Below are 24,661 nucleotides of genomic sequence, written 5' to 3'. Positions count from 1 at the left end.
TGTTCGGATCACCCGGCGTTCAATGCCCCGTTTGATCGCGCGGCCGGCGGGGTAGCGGCCTGCGCGGCCTCAGGCTCGTGAAAGCGGAGGTCTGCGTCCAGGGTGGCGTACAGCTTTTGGATCCGATCGAGCAGGCGACGGATTTCTTCCCGGCAACCGGCCACGGCATTTCGCCCGCCCTCCAGGTACCCGCGCGCGCGCGCCAGCAGGTTGCGGAAACCGACATCCACCAGGCCGGTCTCCACGAAGTGCGTCTCGAACGAGCGGAGGATAACATCCGGATCCTGAGAGTCGATCCCGCGGGTGATCAGCAACGCGCGCACGGTCGCCAGCAGGCCGCGGAAAAGCGCCGCGCCGGGCTCCGCGTCCGTCTCTGCCTGATCCAGCGCGCGGGCGGCTGCCGACAGATCTTCCGAGATGATTTCGAAGACGCCCGAGCCGCATTCTCCCGCGCCGCGTCCGGCCAGAGAAAAATCCTCGTCTCGTCCCCAATCGCGGTAGAACGTCGGGTCGTCGGTATCCGTCGGCACGTGGGTGTGCCGTTCCAGAATGGTTTGAAAATGGCGCATTCCCTTGCGATCAAAGGCATCCGCAAACGATTCGTTGGACGCATGATCGGCCTCATAATCGCGCAGCACATCTGCGAGAAAGGCTGGAAGCGCGCGCGCGGGAACAGCCCCCGCGAGTGTGCCCAGTCGGGTCCTTCCCTCACCCCGCCTGGCGCCCACCAGCACCCGGTAAGCGGGGATCAGGCGTTCGCCAATCCGTTGCGCGGCTCCAAAAAGGCCGATGGTTCCGATGGGATGCTGCCCGCAGGCATTGGGGCAGCCATTCATCCGGATGTCGACAGCCCGTATCGTGGACGGGGCCAGGCCTGCGCCATCGAGCGCCTGGGCACAGGCGACGGCGGCAGGCTGCGACAGGCACAGTCCCAGGCGGCATGTCGCCGCGCCCGTGCAGGTTGTGAAGGCCCGCTTGGCGCCAGGACGGGTGGCCTCGGGGCCCAGAACGCCTTGAAGCGCTTCACGCAGGGGTCCGATATCCGGCTCACGCACGAAAGGCAGGAGCAGGTTCTGGTCTTGAGTGGCGCGCAGCATCTTCTCGGAACTGAACCGTTCCGCGAGATCGGCCAGCGCCGCCAGCGCCCGCCATGCAATTTTTCCCAACGGCAGGTATAACGGCACGGCCACGTATCCCGGTTGGCGCTGCGGCAGCACGTCGCAGTCCCCGGTTTGCGTGAGCAGGGCGCGGTAATCCCCCGCCGGTTCGACGGGTGATCCGCTGCAGTGGAGCGGACGTTCACACGTCGGGGCGCCATCGGCAGTTGCGACCTGTACGGCTTCGCGCACCAGTCTGCGGAACGCATCGGCCCCGACCCGTTCAACGGCGAAGCGGAGGCGGGCCCGCCGCCGGTTGCGGCGATCGCCCAGGCGGTCGAACAGCCTCCGCACCGCCTCGGCCATGCGGATGACTTCGCCTGCTGGCACCCAGTCCTCGATACGATCCGCCACGCGCGAGTCCGTGCCCATTCCGCCGCCGGCATAGACGCTAAAGCCCGGTTGTCCATCGCGACTATGCGCGATGAAGCCGAGGTCATGGACCTGGGCCAAGGCGCAATCGGCGCTGCAACCGCTGAACGCGATCTTGTATTTCCGGGGCAGGTTGTAACTGCCGGGCAGGCCGATCAGGTACTCGGTAACCGCTTCGACGCAGGGGGTTACATCGAATTGTTCTGCGGGGCAGATGCCGGCATAGGGGCAGGCGGTGATATTCCGCACCGAATTGCCGCCGCCGCCCTTCGATGTGAGTCCGGCCCGGAACAGTTCCCGCATGAGGTCCGGCGTCTGCCCGATCGCCACGTCATGAATCTGGATGTCCTGGCGCGTCGTCACGTAAAGCGTGCCGCTGCCGTATCGTGAGGCTACGCCAGCCAGCGCCCGCGCCTGGGCGGCGCCGAGCGTACCGCCCGGCACGCGCACACGGACCATGTAGGCGCCGTTTTGCCGTTGTTCATAGATACCGCGCGGAACGCGCCGGGATTTCAGGAGCGAAGCGGACAGTTCGCCCCTGAGGAAACGGCCCACGTCGAGGGCGTGCTGTTCGATCTCTTGCGCCAGCTCGGACGGCCAGCGGCAGGGTGTTGAGGTCATGTCTTGTCCTCCGGCTCAAGGGCTCGCCACACAAAACGGAGACACTTTACAACTAATACTACTGTATGTCAATCGATATTGTTTGTATTTTTTTAGAATGTCCAAAAGCAAGTCGTAACGGGACTCGGAAAGGGGAGCGTGTCATTCGCAAAAACAGCTTGGCATGCAAATTGCTTAAAAAAAATGGACTCTTCTTGCCACTGGGACAAAAACGAGGGGTATTCATGAAAAACATTATTCACAGTTTTGGCCTCATGCTGGCCATCGTCGCTCCGCACATTCACGCGGCGGATTCCTGGCAGCAGATCACGCAGAAGACGCAGCCTTTGTTGCCGGGCGATGAGATCCAGATGCTCAAGCTCGGGCCGGAAAAAGGGCACGTCTTCGTCGGCACGCTCACGGGTGCCGCCAAGATCGAAAACGGCGTGTTGCATCCGATGAAGCAAGCCAAAGACTTGAAGGTCTGGGAGATCACGCAGCGTGCGGCTGGCGGGCTGTGGATTGGACACAGCAAGGGCATCCTGTTGGTGGAGGGTGATCGCACGGTGCCCATGCTCACCGGGGTGAACGTGTCATTAATCCAGGCGGTCGGCACGCAGGTGTGGGCCATCGCCAAGAATGAATCGATTGATCGCAATACGCTGATGCAGGCTGCGGGCGATGACTGGGTGGTGGAGCCGGTGTTTCATGGGCTCAACGTGTTGGATTTGGTGCAGGATTCCAAGGGCATGATCTGGTTGGTCATTGATGGCGACGGCGTCGCGGAGGTCGATCCTGCGAAGGGTGCGGCGGCAGCCCGGCGTCATCTGTCCCGAATGAACATCACCGGCATCATGACCGACTCGCAGGGGCGCACCTGGTGCGGCATGATGAGCGGCGGCGTGATGGTGCGGCAGGGCGAGGAGTGGAAGCGCAAGTTGGATCGCGAGAACACGGCGGTGCTATCGCTGCTGGAAGACGGCGACGGCAAAATCTGGGCGGCCACCAGCGGCAACGGAATCTGGGTGTATGATGGCACCGACTGGAAGGGTCTGCTGCAGGACGAAGGCGCGGTCAATCTGATGAAAATGTCGTCCGACAAGCGTATTTGGGTCAGCACGCAGAGACGCGGCGGCTTGCAGTACTGGAACGGCGTTGAATGGAACGTTTCGCTGGAAAGCCCCATTCCGTTGCGCGGTTTGGTGGAACTGCCGAACGGCGCGCTGCTGGCGGGCAGCGTGCTCGATGGTGTGTATGTGCTGGGGGATTACAGCATCAAAGGAGAATGATCATCCATGACCTGTTGCTCACTTCTTCGGAGACCTGCGCTCTCGTGTATGCAGGGATGGGTGTTCGCCTGTGTTTTGCGGGTGACGGTATCCGTGGCGTCCGCTCAGATGGCGGACGCGCCCGAAGACGAGCCGCTGGAGCCTCCGCAGGCGCCAGCCCGAGAGGCGCCGGCCGTTAGGCAGGAGGGGTTGCGGATTGACCAGGTGACGCTGGCGCAGGATGAGAAGACGGCCCGCCTGAGCTTCGACATCCGCTGGGCCCATTCGTGGTCTCGCGGGGTTTTTCATGATGCCGCCTGGGTGTTTTTCAAGGTTCGGGCCGACGAGAAGTCGGAGTGGCGGCCGCTTCGGCTGGTGGCAGACCAGGTGTTGAATCCGGCGGGTTATGGCCAGGCACAGGGCGGCACGCCCCTGGCATTCGTTGTGCCGGACGGCGACGACGGATTCACGGGGCTGTTTGTGCGCCGCGCGACCGACGGGGTGGGCCCGGTGGCGGCTCGCGGCGTGACGGTTGTCGTGGAACAACCGGACCCCGAACCCCGCGCGACGAAACCGGAAGTCCGGGCCTTTGGGATCGAAATGGTGTATGTGCCCGAGGGTCCGTTCTTCGTGGGCCTGGGGGCGGAAGAGCCTTTCCCGGGCGCCGGTTACGGCTTTGGCGGCGCGGAGCAGAACTGGCTGTACCAATACACGCGCAATGACGGTCGGGATTTCGTCGCCTCATTCCTCTATTCGCGAGTCGGGTATGTGCCGGCGTGGATCATCGGATCCCCAGAAGACAAGCTTCCTGCGTACCAGGTGAAGGGTCCCGGCCCGATACCGACGGGATGCCAGAAGGGCAGTCTCTGGGCCGTGGACATCAAGCCGGAGAATCAAGGCGAGATTCCGGCGGCCTTTCCGAATGGCTACGCGGCCTTCTACTGCATGAAGTTTCCGTGGATTACACAGGGGCAATACGCCGATTTTCTGAATACGCTGACGGACGCACAGGCCAAACCGCGCTATTGGATCGAAGGACATGGCGCGGCCCTCGGCGGCGGTGGCCGTGCGGTCACGCGGGTCAGGCGAGAGGCGTCCCGATCAGCGCCAGACGTCACCTATGCGGCCACGAGCCCGGACCAACTGTGTCCCTGGATCTCGTGGCAGGATGCCATGAGCTATGCGGCGTGGGCCGGCTTGCGCCCCATGACGGAACTGGAATTCGAAAAAGCCCTGCGCGGCCCGGAGTTCGCGGTGCCCAATGACGCGAGTCCCTCGTACTGGGGCGTCAACGGCATGCAGGCGCTTCGTCTCTTTGAGCGCACGATCTCCCTGGGTGACGCGGTTGGGCGCGCGTTCAAAGGTTCGCACGGTCGCGGCACGTTGGAGCTGCCGTCGGACTGGCCGGTCACGCATTTTGAAGGGGTGATCCTGCGTGGCGATGCGGTTCCTTCCGTCTGGTCGCCGGCCGGTTTCGTTCCGACCCACCTGCTGATTGCGGGGCGGACGTACCCGCTCTATGCCGACTCGGATCAAAGCAACGATCCCTATCCCGGTTGGCGCGGGGCTCGTTCGGCGCCGACACCCACGGGGTCAGCGATAACGGGTCAGACGGCGAAGGACACCGCCCTGTCGCCCTTCCTGCGCCCGGAGGCGCAAACGTACCGGCTGCCCCGCATGAAGCAGGCCATAAAGCCGGATGGCGCGTTGGACGACTGGGAGAAGCCGACGGTGACGTTGAAAGACGCTTTCTTAATCCAGCCGAACCACATGCGGTTTCCTTCCACAGACAACACGAATGCCTGGCGCGGTCCTGCGGACATGAGCATCCAGGTCTATCTGGGTTGGGATGGCGAGGCGTTGTGCGTCGCCGCCGAGGTGAAGGATGATGTGCAGTTCAACACGAACAGCGTGGACAACCTCTGGCATGGTGACGCGATGAACTTTGGGGTGATCGACGCAGACGCCAACCAGACGGATCTGTGGCTGGCATTGACCCCGAACGGAGAGGTGCTGAATGCGCTGTCAGACCCCACCGAGATGCTGTCGAAACTGGCGAAGCGCGCCGTTGTCCGGGACGAGGCCGCCCAGATCACGCGGTACGAACTGCGCCTGCCCCTGGCCGGGTTCAAGCTGAAGCCGGGCACGGACTGTTGCTTCTATCTCCGATTTTTTGATAACGACGGCGGTGCCGCCGCCCGCTACCGGTTCCAGTTGGCGCCGTTGATCACCGAGCCGTTCAAGGCGAAATTATACGCGAAGTTTGTGTTGGTGGAGTAGAGCGTCAGGGTTCGGGTCAGCGTCTTCGGGCAGGTTCGACAGACGGAAAGGATAAGCACGATGAAGCAGCAAGCAGGGGGTAGGACATTCGTCCCGGCAGGCGCGGTGGCGTTCGCCGCATTGCTGGCCGTCGGCGCGGCACGTGCGCAGATTCAGGGCACCCATGTCATGGATTTCGTGAACGATCCTGCCAGTCGCGACGTGACTTGCAAGAACGTTCGGATCGCGCCTCGCGACCCTGAGACCGCGACAATCACGGTAGACCTCGCCTGGCGCCCCTCCTGGAGGAACGGGGAGAATCACGATGCGGCCTGGATCTTCTTCAAGGTCCGCGCCGAGGGCGCCACGGACTGGCAGCACGTCCGGTTGAAGGCGGATCGGGTGCTGAATCCCCCGGGCTACGGCTGCGCACAGAGCAACAAAAAGATGGATTTCCTGGTGCCGGACGGCGCGGACGGATTCACGGGCCTGTTCATCCGGCGGGCCACCCAGGGGTCCAAGAGTTCGGTCGACATGCAGGGTGTGACGGCGGTCTGGGACCTCGCGGGCACACCGGGCATCACCCCGGAGACGAAGGTCCAGGTTGGAGCCTTCGGGCTCATCATGGTTTATGTTTCGGAGGGGCCGTATTTCCTGGGATCCGGCGGCACGGAATCATACGGGTTCTACCAGTACACCGACGGCAAGCAGGTTGCGATGCCCTACCGGGTGACCCATTCCGCCGCGATTCCGACCGGGAAGCAGGCGGGCCAACTCTGGGCGCGCGGAGCGGAACCGCAGGACGGCGGCGAGATTCCCTCGACGTTCCCGAACGGCTATGGGGCATTCTACTGTGCGTACAACCCGCTGTCGGGCAGCCAGTATACCCATTTCCTCAACCTGCTGACTCCCGAGCAGGCCACAGAACGTTACCACGCATCACCCGAGGATGTCGGCCCGGGAAAGACGACGGGTCATTACATGCCCTGGACGGGCGAGATCCATCGCACGGGAACGTCGTCGAACTACACTTACAAATTCGTGCATTACCGCCCGGACGCCCGGATGAAGCATACCGGAATACGCTGGCTTTCCTGGGCGGACAGTGCGGCTTATATGGCCTGGGCCGGGTTGCGGCCGATGACCGAGCTGGAATATGAGAAAGCCATGCGCGGTCCGCGGCGGCCCATTCCGGACGAGGCGCATAACTCGTACTACGAAATCCCCACACGCGGGGTTGGCCAGTCGGGGCGGCCGCGCGAGCGCACGGTCACGGCCGCGACGATCGAGGGGTGGTCGCCGGCCACGTTTCTGGCCACGCACGGGCTCGGCACCGTGACCCTGCCTGCGGACTGGCCGCAGGCGAATGCGGTCGGTATCGGGTTCCGCGGCGGCTACTTCAACGGCTATGACGGGGATGCGCTGGGCGGGATGGAGTTCTCGCGCACCTCGAATCGAAAAGCAGCGGCTCTGGTTGATGCGGAACGCAGAGGCGGCTACGGCATTCGTGCGGTCCGCACGGCGCCGCCGGAAGCGGCGCGGTATTCAGCGGAGGCGCAGTGAGGGATCCCGATCAACCGCTGTCGGCCGCCACGGACAGGATCCGCCTGACACAAGGAGAAGCCCAATGAATCGAGCCCGATTTTATGTCCTGTTCAGCCTCGCCCTCGCCGGTGCGGCCGCAGGCCTGCTGGCTCAGCAGGAGCCTGCAGCGGTGCCGACGTCCTACGGTGAAGCCAGCAAAGTGGATGAGCCCGTCTTGCGGGTGCCGTTCCTCAACAAGCCACCCGTGATCGACGGCGTCATGTCGCCGGGCGAATGGGATGACGCCTCGGCGCTCTCCGGATTCTGGTACGACTGGGGGTTCGGCAATTTCAAGTTCATGGCCCCGCCGCAGACACAACTGCAGATCTACATGGGCTACGATCAGAAGAACCTGTATATCTTGCATTCCTCGCCGATCTATCCGGTCGATTCCTGGCTTAAAGCGCGCGGTCGTTTTCCAGACGTCCTCATGCATCCGCTCTACGGCATGCTCTCGGATGATCATGCCGAATTGGAGATTCGACCGATTGAGGACATGACCCGCGGTTTCAAGATGGGACTGCTGCGCTGGGATGTGAACCCGATCGGCGCGATTTGCGACTGGCATTGGAGCCCCACGGGCGGAAGCGATTACAAGTATACATCAGGAGCCAATATCCGCTCGGTGGCTGACGGTAGTCGGTGGATCATCGAATACGCGATTCCCCTGGAGTCACTGCGCTACGGGCAATACGATGGGAAGGAAGCGGATGGGCGGCCGATCGTTGAAATCCCGCCTCGGGACGGCACGATATACCGGGCCTGGTTTGCGCGCGGGATCGGAGGCAACGGGGCCTTTTTCAATGGGTTCGATGCGCACGGGTGGAACGTGACCAAGATGAAGCTGGTGTTCGACTCGAAGGCGCCCATCTTCCAGATCAACGAGCTCGGTCCGCTGATGGACGGCATCCTGGACACCCAGATGACGGTGAAGAATCACAACACGCGATCCGAAACCGTGCGTCTCGGGTTCCACATCGAGAGCGGCGACGGGCCCTTGTATTCGGTCTACGAGTCGGCCGAGGCTCCGGGTGGGCTGCTCGAACTGAAGCCGGGCGAAACGCGCACGATCAAACTGCGCAAGCAACTGCCGAGCATGACGACAGGCGGCAACGTCCTCTGGTTCGATGTGCGCAGCGCCGGTCAGCCAGCCAAGACGATGTTTCTCACACGCCTGATCAATTTCCACACGATGGATGCCGGTGGTCCCGATGGCGGCACGTTCCGCGAAACGCGCGTCGACGCCATCGAGAAGCTGCGGCCGCCGCGCAATCCCGATTTCGACCTGCGGGTGGAGGTCGATCCCTACACCAAACGATTGGCCGCCGTGATCGACTGCGGCATCGAAGGCGTCCGGGATGAGGTGAAGACCGCCGTCGAGGCGCGTCTGATCGTCAAGCAGGTCGAGTCCGGAGAGCAGACCGACATCCACGAGTTCTCCGCCAAGATGGTCGGTAATTTCGCGACCTTTCTGGGCGAGGCCACCAACATCGCGCCCGGCAATGTGTATCAGGTGACGGTTCTGCTTTTCGACGAAAACATGAAGATCGTGGCCGAGCAGACCGAGACGAAGCCGTTCGTTCATCTCACGGCCGCCAGCACGACGGACAAGCCCATCACGGGCGAAAAAATCCAGATGCAGCCCTGGCTGAAAGAGAAGACGAAGAATGACCGGGCGTTGAAGATCCTCGTCCGCGAACCGCCGCGCGGGACACGCCGCGAGTCGTATCAGAAGGCGCCGTGGATGGAGAACACGATCGGGCTCTCCGATACCGTCTGGGAGCCGTTCACGCCGATCGCCGCGGACGACAAGGGATTCAGCACCCTCAAGCACCGCTTCACGGTGGGCGCCTCGGGGCTGCCGACGCAGATCGACATCCGGCCCGACAGCCGCGAGCTGCCGCTCGAACTGCGGGGGGCGGACGCCAAAGTGCCGGCCGAGACGCTGCTGGGCCTTGGCCGCGGCCCGCAGTTGCGCGCGCCGATGCGGCTGGAGGCGGTCATTGGCGGCAAACGCGTGCCCGCGAAGGTCATCACGCCGGCGAAGGCCGTTCGGACCTGGAAGAGCGAGATCGAGTATGCCTCCACACTGCAGATCGGCCCGATCCAGGCCGAGTTGCGGATGCAGTACGACTGCGACGGCTCGATGCACGCCACGCTGAACTGGGGCAGCGACGCGCCCGCGAAGATCGACCGGTTGGAGATGGTCACGGAGATCGCCGGCACGGTGGATCTGGCGATCTCCCAGTGCATCTCCGGGGGTGGGGACCAGGTGGGGGCCGACCGGTGGGAGTGCAGCCTGCCGAACACACCGGGCGTGGTGTGGGACAGCACGATGACGAGGCTGGAGCTGTTCTACAGCAGATTCATCCCCTGGATCTGGTTCGGTAGCGCCGATCGCGGCTGGTCGTACTACAGTAAGAACGACGAGGGCTGGATTCTGGACCGGGAGGGCTCGGCCATGCAGATCGAGCGCGACAAGGCCGGCAATGTGACGTGGCGGGTGATCTTTGTGAACCATCCCGCCGAGGTGAAGGAGAAGCGGACGATCACGTTCACGCTCCTGACCCACCCGGCCAAGCCCAAGCCCGAAAACGCCCGGCTCTACGCCTGGCAGTACAACGCTGGCGAGGAGTGGCAGGTGTCGACCCCGCAGCTCTTGCAGAGGCCGATTCCGGCTTGGAACGGCGATGGCTCGAAATACACGCTGCGGAAGGATCTCAATGATCCCGTGTATCTGTGTGGCGAGGAGGAGTTGAAGAAGGCGTGGTGGACGGCGTCGGGCGCGCCGACGAGCCTCCCCTATGAGAAAAGCGGCGAATGGCGGCAGGACAAGCCGCCGTACTGGCGCTACCTGTTCATCGGCGAGGCCACCTTTATGAACCTGAAGGAGATGAACCGGTTGTACGAGGACAAGGCGATCTTCTACCTCGAGCGCCTCGTGCGCATCGGCCGATGGGTCGGCTGGTTTATGGATCCGTACCAGCCGGCGCAGGTGTCCCAGAACGTGGCCATGGGCGATGCGTGGTACCGTCCGCTGGCCGCTGTCGGGACGAACGAATTGCCGTGGCAGGCTGGCTTCACGATGCCGTTCATGCGCAACGTGTACAAGCGCCTGGCCCGCGTGCACGCCGAGAACAACGTGCCGCTGCGGCACCATGTGCGGGCGAACAACTCGGCGCGCATGCTCGAATCGTTCCTGTGGAACACCCTCATGCTGCAGGATTGCGGGGCCACGTTCCGTTCCTACGACATTGACCTGATCACGGCGTATCCCAACTCGCTCTATCGCGCGATGTCGATGAACTACTCCGGCCTGACCGCCACGATGGTCCCGGCCGAGGCCCCGACGGGCTCGGGCGACAACCCGCGGTTCGACCGGCAGATGCTCGGTCTGGGGCTTCTGCACGACTTCGGCGTGACGCGCGGCGGCGAGCTTATCGCCGGCGCGTCGCTCGGTCTGGTGCACATGGAACACCAGGAGCAGGCCGTGCGGCTGCTCGGCGCACTCGCGCGCTTCGGATTCTTCAAGGATGCCGGCATCGAGAAGGTGCCGTTCTGGCGCAACGATGCGCAGGTGCGCATGGGCGACAAACCGGGCGACGAGAGTCGGGTGCGTGTCACGGTCTATCGCCGGCCGATGGATACCGGCAAGGGGTACAAGGCGATCTTCGTGATTCTGAACGAGTCCGACGCCGATGTCGAACTCCCGCTCGATATCCGCGATCCGAAACGCATTCTCGGCGGACCGAACACACAGAAGGGCCGCGATAGTATGAGCCGCGTGGCGATGCCCGCGAAACTCGATGCGGCATGGAAGGCCGTCATCGACCAAGCGGCGGACCTGCCGGTACTGACAGACCTGGAGACGGGCGAGTTGATTGGCCGGAGCGGAACGCAGGGCGAGCGTTACGGGCCGGTGCACGTCCCGTATCATGATTACCGGATTCTGTACGGGGAGTGTGCGAAATGATCACGGAGCGCAGGCGAATCATGACTACCACAACGACGCCGGAACGGTGGATTGTCCGGTTCATGGTCACAGGCTTCCTGCTTGCAGCCACGGCACGCGCCGACATCACGCTGTCGAATCGCGTCGTCGTGACCCCGCGGCACCAGTTTACCGTGGACGACACCGGCCTGCCCGCACAACTGGAAGTCCGGGCGTTGACGAATGATATCCCACTCGCCTGGCGGGCGAGTAAAGAGCGGCCGGCGAACCTGTTGCGGCGGATCGGCCGCGGCCCGCAACTGGCGGCGCCGGTTCGACTCGAGGCGGTCATTGACACCGTGACTGCGGGTGCCAAAACCGATGCGCCCGCTGAGTTGGGGAAGACGGACACGGGTATCGAGGCTGCCGGGACCTGGCAGGCCGGGGCGTTGAAAGGCCGTTTGCGCATCCGGTATGCCGAGGATGGTTCTCTGACGGGAGAGATCGCGTTCGATCCGAAAGGGCTGGCGCTGGAACGGCTCGACCTCGTCATCGAAGTGAGCGGACCCGTCGATACGGCTATTTCCGGGAACCCGGCGGAGGCCGTGGCCGGGCCACCGCTTCCGGCGAACTACGGCAGCCTCGATTCCAAGCCCGGCATGCTCTGGCGTGATGGGGCCAGCCCGGTGGGTGACGGGAGCCTGCATACGGGGCGCCTGGCGCATTTCTTTCTGGGCAACGGTGACTGGGGGTTGACATGGCTGGCGCACGCCGCCGACGGCTCCCTCATCGGTGGCCCCGCCGCATCCATGAGTGTCGAGCGCAAAAGCGAGGGGATCGTCATCTGGCGGATTGCGCTGGTCAACAGGCCCGCCAAGGCTGGCGAGCAGACGATCGGCTTCACGTTGCTGACGCATCCGGCCCGCCTGCGCGAGCCCGGTCAGCGTCTGCTGCAGTGGCAGCCCTGGCTCGATCAGACGATCACGCCGGCCTTATCGGCGGCGGATCGCGCCGCGTTCGGGGGGAGCAATCTCCTGGTCCGCGCCGAGGCCGGGTCCGTGTACGAGACGGCGGCCACGCGCGCCGTGCTGGAGGGTATTGCCGGCGGCGCGGCGTCTGATGCCAACGCGACGCTGGCCGATCGTTTTCCGCTGGGGCTGTTCCGCTATCTCAGCGCCTCCCACACCGCCGTGTCGGCGCAGCTCCGCCCGAATGCCGCCGCGCTAACCTCAGCCGGCGCATCGCCGGGATCTGACCGCATGGCGCTGGGGCGCGCGCTGTTGCACGACATCGGGGTGGACATCAGCGGGCTTGCCCGCCGGATGGAAGCGGCGAATGTGCTGCGGGCGCTCGATGCATTCGGATATTTCGAAGATGACGGCCAGACCGAGTTCCTGCCGTATTGGCGCACAGAAGGGATCTTCCAATTCGGTGAGACGTTCGAGGGCGATGCCGGCTTTGCCGTGACGGCGGAGAGCCCGACTGCGCGAACGAAGGTGTCGGCTTTCATCCGGCCGACCGAGGTCGTCGTGGTGGACAAAAAGGCGGTCGTCCGCCGCAAGACGCTCTTTGTGCTCGTCAACGAAGGGACCAATGCCGTGCGGGAAAACCTTTACGTCTGGAATCCCAACTATGTGTTCGGCGGCCCCAACCGTCTGCAGGCCGAACAGATCTATTCCCAGCTCGATTTCTCGGGCATCGCTCCGGACGGCGACTGGCAGCGCAACCGCGTGGAACGGACCCTTCCGGAACGCGTCAAGAGCCGGACGGGACGTGCCACCGGCCTCTCCATCTCGAATGGGCAGGTCTCTCGCCACCACATGAGCGAACTGATGGATGTTGAGTCGGGCGGCATCGTGCGTTTGGCAGAAGGGGAAGTTCAATTCGCGAAGAAGTTCTACGGCGATATGCTTGTGAAAAACGGGTTCCAATTGTTCGGGCCGGTGTACATTCCGCCGCGCGGCATGCGCCTGCTCTTTGGCGAGGGGATTGTGGATCTGCCGCACGGCGTCGCCGGGCGGGTGGTGGATCAGAAGACCGGCAAGCCGCTGTCCGTGCCCGTCCATCTTGTCCTCAACGGAGAGGTCAATCCATCCGACACGTTGGATTCTTTAAAGAGCGGGAAGCACAAGATTGCGACCGTGCAGTCGGACGCGGAGGGATACTTCATCTACCCCGGTTTTGAAAAAGGCGTGATACTTGCCGAGGTCGATGGTAAGCTGTTCTCTCCGCCGCCTCAGGTGCGAATTCGCAACGATGGGACAGTGGTGGGGCGCGAAGAGGCGTCGGCAGCAGAAGCGGAGGGCGGGGATTCCAGGGCCTCCACGAGCCTCTATCAAAACTGGTCCAATCCGAATCCCGGGTCGGCCGGTAAGTGGGTGGACGTTCTCATCGAGGTCGGTTCGCCCGGCCGAGCACGGGACACGGACGCGGGACGCTGACCGTGTCGGCGCACATGCGCCGGATGCCGCAGGCGAGAGGGTTGGATGTGTCGGGAGATGACCGCAAAAAAGTGAGGGGGAGCAGCGATGGAAAACACCAAGATTGCACCGAATGTGGCCGAGGAATTTGGCGCGCTGATAGCCACTGTGAAGCGCGAAATCCACAAGGTCATTGTCGGCCAGGAGGGCCTGGTTGATCTGACCTTGCAGTGCATATTCTGTCACAACCACGCCTTGCTGATGGGGGTGCCCGGTCTGGCGAAGACGCTGCTGGTAACCACGATCTCCAAGGTGATCGGCGTGAGCTCGCAACGCATTCAGTTCACGCCCGACCTGATGCCGTCGGACATCACTGGCACGGAGATCATTCAGGAGGACCCGGTCACCGGGCGCAAGCAGTTTGTCTTTGTGCCGGGCCCGATCTTTGCCAGCATGGTGCTGGCGGATGAAATCAACCGGACGCCCCCCAAAACCCAGGCCGCGTTGCTGGAAGCGATGCAGGAGAAGCAGGTCTCCGTGGGCAACAAGCGGTATCCCCTGACGCTCCCGTTTTTTGTGCTGGCCACGCAGAACCCGATCGAGCAGGAGGGCACCTACAACCTTCCCGAGGCCCAGCTCGACCGGTTCATGTACATGATCGTGGTGGATTATCCGGAGACGCAGGATGAGGTGGAGGTGCTGCGACGGACGACCACGAACTACCGCAACGACCCGGAGGTGGTACTCAATGCCGAGTCCATCCTGAAGTATCAGAAGGTGGTTCGCGATGTGCTGGTTCGCGATGATCTGTATGAGTATGTCGTGAGGCTGGTGCAGGCCACCCGCGTGAGCACGCCGCACGCATTGCCCTATGCGAAGGAGTGGGTGGCGTGGGGGGCGGGGCCGCGCGCCTGCCAGAATCTCATTCTGGGCGCGAAAGCCCATGCGTTCTTCAACGGCCGGGCTCATATCACTGTGGACGATATCCGCGCCGTGGCCACGCCGGTGCTGCGGCACCGGGTCATTGTGAATTACGCCGCCGTCTCGGAAGGCATCAAATCGGAGAGTGTGGTGGCCCACCTCATCAAGGAAATTCCCGCGCCCGGCAATCGCTAATATATGCTGAGGCGGTGGTTGGAACGGCTTGCGGCCGGTGCAAAGCAGGCGTGGATCCTCAACGGCGAACATCACAACAGGCGCAGGGTTGAACGATGGCGGTAGTGACGGAAAAAAAACTGACGTTGGACGTCGTCCTTCCCGCTGAAGTCCGGGATGCGATCCGGAATTTGGAGCTCTTGGCCCGCAAGAAGGCGGAGGGCATCCAGCACGGGGCGCACCTGAGCCGCCGCAAGGGCGTCAGCACGGAATTTGACCACCACAAGCAGTACATGCCGGGCGATCCGATCAAGCATGTGGACTGGAAAGTGTCCGCCCGGCACGATCGCTATTTCGTCAAGCGCTACATCGAGGACACCGCCCTGAGCGTGCAACTGGTCGTGGACAACAGCGCCAGCCACAAGCAGGCTTCCGGCGGCATCAGCGTCTGGCGGCAGATCTCCCAACTCTCCGCCTGCCTGACCTATCTGGTGCTCCGGCAGCGTGATTCCATTGGCCTGGTCATGGCCAACTCGGACCGGACCGTCTGGTTGCCCGCCTCCTCGACGTCGACGCAACTGGTGCGCATCCTCCAGGCATTGGTGACCACCGGCGCGAGCGCCGCCGATGCGTTGAACGGATCGCTGCGCGGCGTGCTGGAGCGCGTCTCGCGGCGCGGCCTGGTGATCGTGGTCTCCGACCTGATGTTCGATCCCGACGCCATCCGCCTCGAACTCCGCAAGTTGCAGGCCCGCGGCCATGAGGTGCTGCTCTTTCACGTGCGTGATCCCGACGCGGAGCACTTTCCGTTCAACCGCTGGATGCAGTTTGAATCGCTCGAGCGGGCGGGGGTCCGCCACCGCGTGGACACCGTGCCGCTGAAGCGCTTCTACCTGGAGGAATACCGGGAGTTTATGGAGGGCTGGAAGGCCTGGACCCGCAAGCATGACGTCCATTTCGTGAGCCTCCGCAGCGATGAGCCGGTCGAAACCGCGCTGGCGGCATACCTGGCGCGCCGGGCCGGCGGAGGGGGCGGCGTATGACGTTCGTCCATCCGGCGGTGCTCATCGGTTTGATCCTGGGGGCCATCCCCATCATCGTGTATTACCTGATGCGGTTCAGGTCGTTGCGCGTGCCGTGGGGTGCCGACTACATTCTCGAGCGCGCGCTGGCCCGCTGGCGCAAGAAGCTGTACTGGGACCAGATCATCCTACTGGCGCTGCGAGCCTTGGTGGTGATGGCGCTGGTGCTGGCCTTCGCCCGCCCCCAGTCGCGCGCGGCGCGTTCAACCGGAACCGACGGGGCCGTGCTGCGCGTCCTGCTGGTGGACGGCTCGTACAGCATGCTGGCAGGCCGGAGCCCGCCAACCCTTTTCGATGCGTCGCTTGAAATCATGCGCGAACTGGTGTCGAGCTGGGAGCGGGGTGAAATGTGGTCGCTCTACGCGCTGGACAGCCGCCCCCGCTGGGTGGTGGACCGCGCCGCCGTGGTGGACGCCGATCATAGTCGCGCCATTCTGGACACTCTGAAGGTGGAGGAGACGGCGGTCTCGCTGGCCGCAGGCCTCAAGGCGGTGCTGGCTCACGGCGCCGGACAACGCCGGGAAATCTACATCGTGGCCGATGACCAGGCATCGAACTGGGCCGATGTGGATCAGGCGATTGCTGACGCGGATGAGCAGACGCGCGTATTCTGGATTCATCCGCCGCTTGCCGACCGCCGGAATCTGGCGGTGACCAGGCTGGAGGCCGGCCATGAACGCGTGCTGCGCGGCTTCTCCTTCCCCGTGTATGCGGATGTCCGCAATTTCAGCGCGGAGGCGGTGCGCGATGCGGAACTGAGTGTTTTGGTGAACGGCGCGAAGACCGGCGCGAAGCGTGTCTCCCTGCAGCCGGGGCAGAGTGTGCGCCTCGCCCTGAACCTGCGCCTCGACACGGCGGGTCCGCACCTGATCACCGCACGGCTGAGCGACGATGTGCTGCCGTTCGACAATGCGTTGTCAGCAGGCGTGGAGGTGGCTCCTGCGGTTTCGCTGCTGGTCCTGCGCGACGCCGGGCGCACCGGCAAGTTTGAATCCTCCGCCGGGTTTCTCGGGCTGGCGGCCCGCATGCTCGCCGGGGGCTCGACGAAGGAGGCCGAAGGGCCCCTGCGGATCACCGATTATTCCGATGCAACGTGCGCCCTTTCCACGCTGCAGAAGCACGACGCAGTTGTGCTCGACGGCGGACGCACGCTGACGCCCGATCTGGCGGAGACGCTGCGCCAGTATGTGGAACAGGGCGGAGGGCTGATTCTGGCGGCCGATGCCTCTGCGGACCTGGCCGCCTGGCGCGGTCTGCTGGGACCGGCGAATCTCCTGCCTGCCGTCCCGGCGCGCCTGCGCAACGAGGCGCTGGCCGGCCCCGTGTTCCGCCAGTTGAGCCGCACGGGCTTCGACCTGCCCGCCCTGCGCGATTTCGAGAACGATGCCGATGGCGACCTCTCCCAGGTGCGGTTCTTTTCCTGGGTCGAGTGTGATACGCCCGCGCCGGGCGCCGAGACGCTGGCGCGATTTGACGATGGCTCGACCTACGCCTGGCGGCGACGCCTGGAACGCGGGAGCGTTCTGATGCTCGCCGCCGGCCTGAACTCCCATAACAACAACCTGCTGGTGCGCGAAACCGTCTATCCGTTCCTGCTGCACCTCTTTGCCGAAGCCGCCAGCGCCGGGCAATACACGCGTCGCGTGGCGCGGAACGAGCCGGTGCGCTATCTGGCCACAGGCGATCCGCCACCAACCGGGGCCGTGTTCGGACTCGATAACGCGGAACCCGCGCTGGCCTCCCTGACGCCACAGGCGCAGGGCATGTTCGTGGAATATGCCCCGGGGTCGAGCCGGAGCGGACCGGCGTCGCTGCTGGTGTTGCGCGAGAACAGCTCCGAGCGCATCTGGATCGGGGTGCAGGGCGAGCGGACGGATTCGAGCCTGACGGCGATGGCGCCCGCCTATCGCGAACAACTGGCCGAAACGCTGGCCTGGACTGAGGCGGGTTCCGCGCGGGAACTGATGGATGCGCTGGAGGCGGACGGGAGCGGGGCCGAGCGGTATGGATGGGTGTTGCTTGCCGTGCTCCTGTTTGCAATGGGCGAACTGCTGATGGGCTTGAGGTTTGTATAGGGTATGGAAGCGTTAAGAACAGTGGAGTATGCCGTTCGGTTTGCCGCTGCCTGGTCGGCTGGGTGGCTCGTGCCGGCCGTGCCCCTGGTGGCGTGGCTCGGCGTCGAGATTTACCGCCGCCAGTCGCGCGCCATTGCGCGCGGCCATGCCTGGGGGCTTATCGGGCTGCGGGTCGTCATCCTAATCTCCGTGGTGGTGCTGGCCTTCCGCCCCAGCCTGATTCGCCGCGAGACGTCCACCTACCCGGGGCGGCTGCTGCTGATTCTGGACGATTCCGCCAGCATGGGCGTTGCCGACCCGGCCCTGCCGGAGGGCGAAGCCCTGAAGATCGCCCGCCAGGCGCCGGGCAATGTGGCGGGCCGCGAGGCCCCGGCGGCCGGTCTGCGCGAAGAGATTCTGGCGGTGGAGCGGACCCTCATCCGCTTTGAGCAGGTCAGCCGCAGCCTGGATCGCAGCCTCGATGCGTTCTGGCGCGAGGCCGAGCGCGTTCAGATGCAGGTCAATGAGCGTCTCGAAGCCGTCGCGCAGCGGGCCGCGGACTTGGCCAACAGCGCCGGGGCCGCGCCCCGACTGCAGGAGATTTCCGGACGCTGCCGCGAGTTGAATGCGTCGCTCAAGCCCCTGTTTACGGGCGATCAGGTTCCGTCCGGCGAATCGGTCTTGAAGATGCGTGCCGCGCTTTCCGAGCTGGTCGCCCTGCTGGACGAGACGCAACAGGAGTCGGACCGCGCGGCCATTGCCGCTGGCGACTCGGCGCTGGCGGCGGCGGCCGGGGCCGTGCGGCAGGCACCGCGCATCGACCTCGCGTACGCCTGGCTGAAGGACCATCGCGACGCGCTGCTCGGCGCGGTTGATGGCGCGAGTGTGTGGTTGCTGCCGCTCTCGCAGCGGGATCCGATTCGCTTCTCGAAGCTGGACCCTCACGTTCCGGCCATCGCCGCCGGCGAAACGGACCTCACCGGGACGCTGCTGAAGCTTCTGGAGAGCGACAACCCGTTCCCGCTGGCCGGCCTCGTGATCTTCAGCGACGGGCGCAATCTGGGGGACACAGCGATGGATGCCGTCACGCGGGCCGCGACGATGCGATCGGTGCCGATCTTCTCCGCAGGCGTGGGGGGCGCGGAGGAGCCGCCGGATATTGCGGTGTGCGGGGCGTATTACCCGCCCTTTGCGGTTCTCGGAAAACCGGTCGGCGTGCGCGTCGATCTCAAGACCGTTCTGCCCAAGCCTGGAAAAGTCGGATTGGAGCTGTTGGGTCCGGCGGGTCCGGCGATCACCAATCAGACGCTGGAGATTGCCGGCGATCCGGCGATTCAGCGGCGGCTGACAGTCACACCCGAGACGGAAGGTCTGCAGCGGTTGACGGTGCGTGTCGGCGTCGCGGCAGGCGAAGTGGTGCCGCAGGAAAACAACAGTCTGGATCTGGCCGTCCGCGTTCGTCCCGAGCCGGTGCGCGTGCTGTTCCTGGACTGGAAACCCCGCTGGCAGAGCCGGTTCATCAACAACATCCTCACCCGGTTGGGCTATCTGGATATCAACTCCATCACCGTGCTGGCGCAACCCGATCAGGTGCTCAAGCGCGGCGTCGGCCGGGGCTTCTGGCCGGAAAACGCCAGCGCGCTGGTCCTCTATGATCTCATCATCCTGGGCGATCTGCCGTCCGATATCCTGACGCCGGACGAGTGGCGGCTTCTGGCGGACTATGTGGAGGGGGGCGGCAGCCTGGCCCTGCTCGGCACCGGCCGTCGCGATCCGCTGCCGGCCGTCATTCAGAATTTGCTGCCCACCCAGCCCCGTGGCGCCGAGACCGTTCCGCCGGCCGATTCGGAGCCCCTTCAACTGCCCCGTGCGGGACGTCATCACCCCGTCACCCGATCACTGGCCGGCCTCCTGCCCGACGCGGAAGCGGCGGCCGCCGAGCGCCGTCGGGATGACGCCGTGGGGCTGTTGCAGACCCGTGACGGACGTCCGCTCATCAGCACGCGGTTTTCAGGCAAGGGCAAGACGCTCCTGATCGATACAGACCGCCTGTGGCGGAGGCTCAACGCGACGGCGCTCGAGGCTCATGCCGGGCTGGTGGCGGGCATCGTGGATTGGGCCGTCGAGGCGGGCGCCCCCGCCCCCCGCGGGCCGCGTCCCGATCTGTATCGCTACACCAGCCGCGAGTCCGTGCAGATCTGGACGGATGCGGCGGGTGCGACGAATCTGGTGATCGAGTTACGCGCCGGCGAGCAGATGCTGGAGGCGCCGGCGGTGCCGTCCCATGCGGGCGCGGTATGGGCCGCCGCTGTCTTTGAAAACGTGCCCCCGGGCGACTGGACCGTGACGCGGCGCGGCGGCGGCGACGCTCCGGAGCCGCTCTGCGTGATGGACCGCAGCCGCGAGTTGCACGCCTTGTCGCGCGACGAGGCCTTGCTGCGCGCGCTGGCCGCCAATACGGGGGGCGGCTCCGCCGGGCTTGCGGATGCCGCGCGACTGTTCAACGACATCCTGCCCCGCAGCCGCGTCGAGCATCAGGAGCGCGTGTGGCGGGTTTGGGACTCCCCGTGGATGCTGGGCGCGCTGGTGGTCATGCTGACGATTGAGTGGGTCTGGAGAAAACTGGCGGGACTTGTGTAATGCAGGCGAAACTCAAACATCTGCCGATGCCTGTGGTGAGGACGATTCTGGCGTTCTACCGCCGGAAACGGGTTTACGAGTTGATGCGGGCGCTGCTGGTGCCGTTGCTGGTCTATGCCGTATTGGCGGTGATCGCCACGCATCTGGATCGGTTCCTGTTTCTCGATACGCCCGAGCGGGTGTGGATCAGCGGCGTGACGCATGGGATGACCCTCCTCGCCGGCGTGATGGCGTTGGGGACTTTCGCGTGGCGGCGTTTTTCGGTTGGCGGTCTGGCCTACGAGATGGAACGGCTGCTGCCGGCTTCAACGGCGGAACGGTTGGTCACGCTAAACGATGTGCTGGCCGGGGCCGGGGCAGGTGCCGGGCCGAACAGCGCCGCCCGTGTCGCATTGGTGGAGCAGTTGACCCGGGAGACCGTGGCCCTCTGTGAACGCACCCCGCACGCCGCGCGGTTGGCCCGCGACCGCCGCCTCAAGCGCCGGACCGGGGCGCTGGCGCTGCTGGCGGTGGCTTGGGTGGGGCTGTTCGCCATGCCCTCCTACCAGTTTTCGCTGATGCTGCAGCGGCTGGCGCAGCCCACCCGGAATCTTCCGAAACCGAGCTTCATGCGATTGACGGTGACGCCGGAAGCGGCCATGGTCGGGCGCGGCGGCGAAGTGGTGCTGCAAGTGCAGGTGACCGGTGAGATCCCCCGGCTGCTCCAGCGGCCGCTGCGCTGGCTGGGAGCCGACGCCGGAGTCTGTCTGCTGGCATCCGCCACCGGCTTTGTCTCACGCCTGCCGGTTGCCGACGACGCCCGCCCGATGAGCCGCGTGCAGCGCCGCCTGTTCGTGACCACGCGGAACGACCTGCAGGAGAGTTTCAGCTACCGCGTCCGCTGCGGCGATGCCCAGACCGACATCCGCCGGGTCCGCGTCATCGCGCAGCCGCGGGCCACGGGCGTGACGGTGGCGGTGGAGCCTCCGGCCTACACGGGCATCCCAACCGCTCGCGTGGAGGATCTGCGCGATCCGATTCCCGCTTTTGCAGGCAGCCGCGTGCGCATCGAATTTGCCTCCGACCAATCGCCGCTGAAATCCGCCCGCCTAATCGGCGTTCCGGATGGCGCCGCTCTGGCCGAGCTGCGGCCCGACCCGACAACCGGAGCGTATCGGTACGAGTTCGTGATGGCGGATGCGGTCGAGATGGAGGTCGTCCTCGTCAACGACTTGGGTTTTGAGAACACCGAACGGGTCCGCCTCTGCCTGACGCTGCGCGAGGACCAGGCGCCCAGCGTGCGCCTGGACTATCCGGCCGGCGACCTGACGGTCGCGCAAGGCGAACTGGTGTCGATGCACATGGAGCTGGCCGATGACCTGGGCCTGCTCGAGGGTGCCATCTGTTACCAGATCAATCCAGGCCGGAATCAGGAGGCGCCGGACCGCGAGATCCCCCTGCCCGTGCAGGAGAAAAGCCTCGCGCAGACCGTGTCCGCGAACTTCGATCTGGCGAAGGTCGACGCCGTTCCGGGCGACCAGATTCTGCTGGCGGTGCGGGTGCGCGACACGGGCCGCCGGGACGAGCGCTCGCAGTCCGTTCGTATCCTCGTCTCTGCCCTGGCGGGCAACGAGAATGAGCGCCGGCGGGTGGCTGCGCTTCGGCTGATCGCTCAGATTCTGGCGATCATGGAGCCGGCGGCCTCCGACCCCACGGCGCTCGCTCTGAATGAAGCCGCGTATGAGCCGATCGCGGCCTCTGCCAAGGCGCAAGGTCTGGCGTTGAACAGCCGGCCCGCGCTGGACAGTCTGCTGGATTTCATCGAAAGCGAACACCACTTCACCGATGGCGCGGATGGCGCCGATGAGGCGCGGATGCTCTATGCGGTGATCTCCGGGCTGTTTTACAAGCCGCCGATGCCCTCACCCCACAGCCTCGAGGCGCGCCAGGCCGCCCTGCGACAGCTCACGACCGAGATGATGCCCGCCCTGCTGCGCGAACGGTGGGCGCGCGACCTCATCCGGCGCGCGTTCAATCTGCGTGGCGAGACGCTGGGTGCCGCGGGCCTGGCGGATGCCGCGGCTCGCGCGTCTCCCGCCTCGCGCGAGCGGCGGGTCGACCTGCTGCTGGAGGCCTTGGACACCACGGGCGCCGATCTGGCGGCGCTCGCCCGGATGTCGCCCCAGATCGATCTCGACAAGCTCCTCGCCTGTACCCGGCAGATCAGCCGCAGCGGCCGCGATCTCAGGCACGCCGACCCGGCCCTGCAGCAGGCCGCCGGCAAGACCATGGCGGAGCAGATTGACGGCTGGATCGGGCTACTCCTGCCGCCGTTGCCGGAATGGAAGACCCAGCGACTGGCGGCCCGTGACGCCCTGCGCGTGCGCTACAACCAGCGCCGCGAGGAGCTCTCCCGGTCGGGGTCCGCCGCACCGCATGCGTCGTCTGTCGAGCTGGCGCGCTGGGGGAGCGCCGATGCCCGCATGGTCGAGCGCAGCGCCTTCCTGGGTCTGGGCGAGCGGCTCGCGGTCGTCGCGCCCGGCCGCGCTGCGGGAGGCGCCAGCCCCGACACGGGGGCCGCCCTGGCCTGCGAAGCCGAAGGCCTTGCGCGCGCCGCCTTGGACAACGAATATGCGGATTGGATGAATGCCGCCCGCGTGACCCCTGCGGAAAGGCGCCTGGCTGACGCGCTCAAAGCCCTGGATCTGGCACGTGACGCTGCGGAGCGCGCTGCGGCCGCGGAACGGGTGCGGACGCTGGATGTTGACGGACGCTCAGAGGCTGAAAACGAAACCGGGCTGCCGCCGTTGCCTGCGGGCCTGAATGCGGCGCTTCCCGGGCTCACACGCGCCGTCGCCGCCATTCGGGAACCGGTTGACACGGCACTCGATACCCTGGCGGGTCGGTCGGCCCGGTTGCTCGACGGCTTGACCGGCCTCGCGCCGTCGTCCGATGGCGGCGGCATGCCCGCCATGACCCCGGTCCTCGCCGCGCTTGAAGCCGGGTTGACGGAATGGGAAGCGGATGCCCTGCGCCTGGCATACCGGATGCATCTCGACCTGGCCTACAGCGATCCGGGCCAGGAGACGAACGACCGGCTTGCTGCGGCGCTGGCCGGTCTGCGTGCGGCGCTCAACCGCTACCGGGTCTTCGTGCCGCCGCTGCTCAGCCGGATCAGGGCTCGCACGGGGAGCGCGCCGAGAGCGGAAGTCGCTGCGACCGTGACGCTGGATCTGGAGGAGCTGTCGCGATCGGTGAAGGCTCTCGGGATCGGGTTGGCACGGGCGGCCAAGCTCTTGCGCGGCGAAGAGTCGGCCGGCAACGAGAGCGCGGCCGTGCGCGAACTCAGACGCTATTATGTGGCCGCCCGCAAGCTGGCTGAGGCGAAGGATCCCGGGGCGGTGGCCGAGGCGTTTTTTGCCGACAATCCGGCGGCCGCAGCCCTCGTGATCCAGACGCGCCTGCCCCTGATTCACGACCTGCGGAATCGTCTGAGAGAGGCCGGCGGCGCGTTGCAGGGCGGGACGGCTGCAAGCGCGGAGTTCCGGGAGGCGATGAGTCAGGCTGCGCGGCTCACCGGCGATTTTCTGCAGGTGCTCGAACGGTTTAAAGCGCTGGATGCGAATGGGTCGGTGAGCGCGCTGGCCGGGGAGATCCGCACCCGAGCCCTGACGCTGGCCAGTCCCGATCGCCCGGCGGGCGCCGACACGCTGTCCCGCGACAAGCTGGCCCTGGACGAGCTGTCGCGGCAGGCCGAGCAGGTCGAGAGCCAGGCGCGCGAACTGGTCCTGAAGCGCGCCCCGATCACGCCGTCGGGCTGGTGGGGAGCGCCCGCCGGCGTGTGGGACGGGGTCGGCCGACGCGATGCCGAACACGCCCGCCGGCGCATCATGGCCCAGTTTGACCGCGCGCGGCGCGATGCGGTGCAGGGCTTTGATGCGGTGCTGGCCCGGCGCGGCTCGCCCGGGGCCGTGCTGCCCGATGCGCCGCTGGCGGGTTCGCTCTTTGCCTGGCGCACGCTCCATTCTTCGCTCGGCGGAGAAACCTTTACGCCGCCGCCGCCGCCGCCGCCGCCGCCGCGGGACGAGCAGCTCGTGCGCTATCTCTTGGACGAACTGGACAAGACCAGCAAGGCCCTGCGTCGCGCCGGAGGCGCGCGTCGCTATCAGGAGCCCACGTTGCGCTGGGTCGATTCGGCTGCCGGCTATCTGAGGCATTGA

At 65.4% G+C, this 24,661-nt stretch carries 11 protein-coding genes; 10 read left to right on the top strand and 1 reads right to left on the bottom strand.

Annotated elements, in window-relative coordinates:
* Nucleotides 1-8: 8 nt before the first annotated feature.
* Complete coding sequence (locus FJ222_02730) at nucleotides 9-2,150, bottom strand: nitrite/sulfite reductase (protein ID MBM4163343.1); 2,142 nt, start codon at nucleotides 2,148-2,150, stop codon at nucleotides 9-11.
* A 65-nt stretch (nucleotides 2,151-2,215) separates the two neighbouring features.
* Between FJ222_02730 and FJ222_02725 the strand changes: the two genes are divergently transcribed.
* From FJ222_02725 to FJ222_02680, 10 genes are all read left to right on the top strand, one after another.
* Nucleotides 2,216-3,418, top strand: a complete 1,203-nt coding sequence (locus tag FJ222_02725; protein MBM4163342.1) for a hypothetical protein — start codon at nucleotides 2,216-2,218, stop codon at nucleotides 3,416-3,418.
* 6 nt (nucleotides 3,419-3,424) lie between these two features.
* On the top strand, nucleotides 3,425-5,677 hold the full coding sequence (locus tag FJ222_02720; GenBank protein ID MBM4163341.1) for a hypothetical protein: 2,253 nt from the start codon (nucleotides 3,425-3,427) through the stop codon (nucleotides 5,675-5,677).
* Nucleotides 5,678-5,737: 60 nt separating this feature from the next.
* Entirely contained in the window at nucleotides 5,738-7,219 is a 1,482-nt protein-coding gene (locus tag FJ222_02715) for a hypothetical protein (protein ID MBM4163340.1), read from the top strand.
* A gap of 64 nt (nucleotides 7,220-7,283) precedes the next feature.
* On the top strand, nucleotides 7,284-11,213 hold the full coding sequence (locus FJ222_02710; GenBank protein MBM4163339.1) for a hypothetical protein: 3,930 nt from the start codon (nucleotides 7,284-7,286) through the stop codon (nucleotides 11,211-11,213).
* A 20-nt stretch (nucleotides 11,214-11,233) separates the two neighbouring features.
* A complete protein-coding gene (locus FJ222_02705) occupies nucleotides 11,234-13,612 on the top strand; it encodes a hypothetical protein (protein MBM4163338.1) in 2,379 nt (792 codons plus the stop codon).
* A gap of 87 nt (nucleotides 13,613-13,699) precedes the next feature.
* Complete coding sequence (locus tag FJ222_02700) at nucleotides 13,700-14,707, top strand: MoxR family ATPase (protein ID MBM4163337.1); 1,008 nt, start codon at nucleotides 13,700-13,702, stop codon at nucleotides 14,705-14,707.
* A gap of 95 nt (nucleotides 14,708-14,802) precedes the next feature.
* Nucleotides 14,803-15,729: a DUF58 domain-containing protein gene (locus FJ222_02695; GenBank protein ID MBM4163336.1), complete on the top strand. Its 927-nt coding sequence runs from the start codon at nucleotides 14,803-14,805 to the stop codon at nucleotides 15,727-15,729.
* On the top strand, nucleotides 15,726-17,843 hold the full coding sequence (locus FJ222_02690; GenBank protein ID MBM4163335.1) for a VWA domain-containing protein: 2,118 nt from the start codon (nucleotides 15,726-15,728) through the stop codon (nucleotides 17,841-17,843). The genes FJ222_02695 and FJ222_02690 overlap by 4 nt, the downstream gene beginning before the upstream one ends.
* Nucleotides 17,844-17,846: 3 nt before the next feature.
* The gene (locus FJ222_02685) at nucleotides 17,847-20,462 is read left to right on the top strand and encodes a hypothetical protein (GenBank protein ID MBM4163334.1); all 2,616 of its coding nucleotides are present in this window, start codon (nucleotides 17,847-17,849) and stop codon (nucleotides 20,460-20,462) included.
* On the top strand, nucleotides 20,462-24,661 hold the full coding sequence (locus FJ222_02680) for a hypothetical protein (GenBank protein MBM4163333.1): 4,200 nt from the start codon (nucleotides 20,462-20,464) through the stop codon (nucleotides 24,659-24,661). The genes FJ222_02685 and FJ222_02680 overlap by 1 nt, the downstream gene beginning before the upstream one ends.

The sequence above is a fragment of the Lentisphaerota bacterium genome (assembly GCA_016873675.1).
Classification (GTDB): Bacteria; Verrucomicrobiota; Kiritimatiellia; order RFP12; family JAAYNR01; genus VGWG01.
This window is presented reverse-complemented; position numbering and strand designations above follow the sequence as displayed.

Excerpts from the sequence above, each read along its gene's own strand:
- FJ222_02730 (MBM4163343.1), bottom strand. The coding sequence starts at position 2,150 with ATGACCTCAACACCCTGCCGCTGGCCGTCCGAGCTGGCGCAAGAGATC.
- FJ222_02725 (MBM4163342.1), top strand. The coding sequence starts at position 2,216 with ATGTCAATCGATATTGTTTGTATTTTTTTAGAATGTCCAAAAGCAAGT.
- FJ222_02720 (MBM4163341.1), top strand. The coding sequence starts at position 3,425 with ATGACCTGTTGCTCACTTCTTCGGAGACCTGCGCTCTCGTGTATGCAG.
- FJ222_02715 (MBM4163340.1), top strand. The coding sequence starts at position 5,738 with ATGAAGCAGCAAGCAGGGGGTAGGACATTCGTCCCGGCAGGCGCGGTG.
- FJ222_02710 (MBM4163339.1), top strand. The coding sequence starts at position 7,284 with ATGAATCGAGCCCGATTTTATGTCCTGTTCAGCCTCGCCCTCGCCGGT.
- FJ222_02705 (MBM4163338.1), top strand. The coding sequence starts at position 11,234 with ATGACTACCACAACGACGCCGGAACGGTGGATTGTCCGGTTCATGGTC.
- FJ222_02700 (MBM4163337.1), top strand. The coding sequence starts at position 13,700 with ATGGAAAACACCAAGATTGCACCGAATGTGGCCGAGGAATTTGGCGCG.
- FJ222_02695 (MBM4163336.1), top strand. The coding sequence starts at position 14,803 with ATGGCGGTAGTGACGGAAAAAAAACTGACGTTGGACGTCGTCCTTCCC.
- FJ222_02690 (MBM4163335.1), top strand. The coding sequence starts at position 15,726 with ATGACGTTCGTCCATCCGGCGGTGCTCATCGGTTTGATCCTGGGGGCC.
- FJ222_02685 (MBM4163334.1), top strand. The coding sequence starts at position 17,847 with ATGGAAGCGTTAAGAACAGTGGAGTATGCCGTTCGGTTTGCCGCTGCC.
- FJ222_02680 (MBM4163333.1), top strand. The coding sequence starts at position 20,462 with ATGCAGGCGAAACTCAAACATCTGCCGATGCCTGTGGTGAGGACGATT.